Source organism: Clostridium sp. D53t1_180928_C8 (assembly GCF_015667795.1).
GTDB lineage: Bacteria > Bacillota > Clostridia > Clostridiales > Clostridiaceae > Clostridium.
This window is the reverse complement of record NZ_JADPEL010000114.1, coordinates 1-2316: the sequence shown is the minus strand read 5'-3', so window position 1 is coordinate 2316 and position 2316 is coordinate 1. Positions and strand designations below refer to the sequence as shown.

Genomic DNA, 2316 nt, shown 5'->3' with positions numbered 1-2316 from the left:
TTTAAAAGCTGTACTTAATTCCTTATATGTTTTATTAAAATACTCTTTTAATTCTTTTTTACTTTCTTTAGTTAGTTTTATTTTATTAAATATTTTTTTATCATTATTTATATTTTTATAAACTTCTTTTAGCTTTTTAATTTCATCAGCATTATAATCATATAGATATTGTTTTTGATTTTCTATTAAACCTTCAATTTTAGCTTCATCTTCTGTTTTAATACATATTTCACTCTTTATTTGCATTGCACTAATATTAATACCATTTGGTATCATTAATATTATACATAATATTATTAATATTTTTCTTAATTCCATGTTAATCCCCCATAAGCAACTTACTATTTATTTTTATTATATCTTTACATATTAAATACTTAATTTTATCACATCACCCTTTTCTTTATTATAATTTAATAATTATTTTACTCCATTTATCTCCAACTATATAACTATATCAATAAAAATATCGAACCTCAACCCCATTTTACCTATAACAAATCTATAACTACTTTAAAAATTATTAAGTTCATTTTCAATTTAGCTTTTAACACTTTATACTTCTCATCCAATAATCTATTAATTCTATAGTTAAAGAATCCCCTATATCATGTCCAGTACACTGCTTGCCCCTGCCAATCATTAGTATACCCAGGTGTCCTAATTCTGGAAGTTCATTTTCAGAATTTGCTAATATTAAGCAGAACTCCTGTAACAAGAATATGTGAAATATTAGATATTGGCAGTAGCACTTACTACAATAAATTAGAGTGGTTATATAGAAGGTGTTTAGAATTTCTTGAGCGATATGAAGATAAGAAGTTAAAGAACACTCATTTCGATACATTATGGCTTAACACAGATAAATTCACCTATCATCTTAACAATGTTATAAAAAAGGGACATGGTAAAAATTCTATTTTAGAAAAAAGAAACCGTTGTTTCCCACAAGCATTATAGCGACTACGGATCCGAGAAGTAGATATATATTTAGAGCAGATGTTGCTTTTGATTTTACTACATCCGTAAACGAAGTTAAAAATGACTATATAAGATATAAAGAAGATAAGTTGAATACATATTTGCAAAAGACAAGTAAATATAAAGTATCTAAAACAACTACTGATTCTACTTTAAGTGAATTTGAATTTTTTTTAAGAGATTTAGAAGTTAGAAAATCATATGTAGATGGATTTCATGTTAATTCAACATACACTACTTATGCACATCATTGGCTAATAAATAACTTATTGAATGTCAATAAATTATTTATAGTTACAGATGAAGATACTGCTCTATTGACTTCCCTTTTAAGGATACATAAAGAAGGTATTTCAAAGAAAGATACTCATATTTTTACTTGCAAGGTTGATAAAGAATTAGATAAGAATGAGGCATATAAACAATATTTAACCCATAAAGAAAATATTAAATTATGGCAAGAGGCTAATAATTTAAAAGAAGGTTTAGGCAAATCAGCGATAGACCTATTGGCTCATACTATATTTAATAATGATATATATATAACAGAAACAATTAACGGAAAAGATTATGTAGTTGGAGTTAATGGTTCTATCCTCCATCCATTTCCTTATAAGGATGAAGGAGATAGATATATTAATTGTGTTACAGATTTATCTAACCTTAATTGTTATGAATTATCAGAGATAATGTACAAAATAGATTTGCGGTCTATAAACACATTTTTCAATCAGATAAGAAGAAAGGTATCTATATTAGAAAGACCATTGTTAGGTGGCAGAGGGGAAGGAAAAAGTTATATATATGCTAATTTTAACCCTAAATATGCTCAATATATGATAACTATTCTAAGAACATATTTAAACTTCTGTGAGACTTATAAATATAAAGGTGAGGAAATAACTCCTGCTATGAGACTTGGGATAGCAAAAAAGAAATATAAAATAGAGGATATATTATATTTTAAATAAGTATAATACTAAACATTGTAAATTTAGGCTTTGTTTTAAAAATATACAAATAACTATAATGTAAAATGATGTCCATAAGTGGATATCATTTTGAATCACAATACTTTAATTAAAGACCATTTTCTATTGTTAAAACCTTCATTTTTAAAGGGAAGAAAATTTATAAGGAAAACAATAGAGATTATTGAGGGAAATATTAAAAGGACAAGGAAGGTACGAAAATTATGGCTGAAGATAAGGTTTTATTTGCCAAAAATTGAAAATTTAATATCACAAATATAGATTTATTTTCAATGAATAAAATTATAAAACTTATATTTTTTCATTGGATTTAGTTATAGTGCATTTACATCAAATAAAATAA

Annotated in this window: 3 protein-coding genes; 2 read left to right on the top strand and 1 reads right to left on the bottom strand. The window is 25.1% G+C overall.

Translation table 11 applies throughout. From position 1 onward, the window contains the following. Positions 1 to 318 (bottom strand): hypothetical protein (locus I4V51_RS20720; RefSeq protein WP_195990329.1); only part of this gene is annotated, 318 nt, incomplete at its 3' end. A 369-nt stretch (positions 319 to 687) separates the two neighbouring features. Between I4V51_RS20720 and I4V51_RS20715 the strand changes: the two genes are divergently transcribed. Continuing rightward, the gene (locus I4V51_RS20715) at positions 688 to 960 is read left to right on the top strand and encodes a hypothetical protein (protein ID WP_195990328.1); all 273 of its coding nucleotides are present in this window, start codon (positions 688 to 690) and stop codon (positions 958 to 960) included. Beyond that, positions 939 to 1952, top strand: coding sequence for a hypothetical protein (locus I4V51_RS20710; protein ID WP_195990327.1), 1014 nt, complete (start codon positions 939 to 941; stop codon positions 1950 to 1952). The genes I4V51_RS20715 and I4V51_RS20710 overlap by 22 nt, the downstream gene beginning before the upstream one ends. The last annotated feature ends 364 nt before the right edge of the window (positions 1953 to 2316 follow it).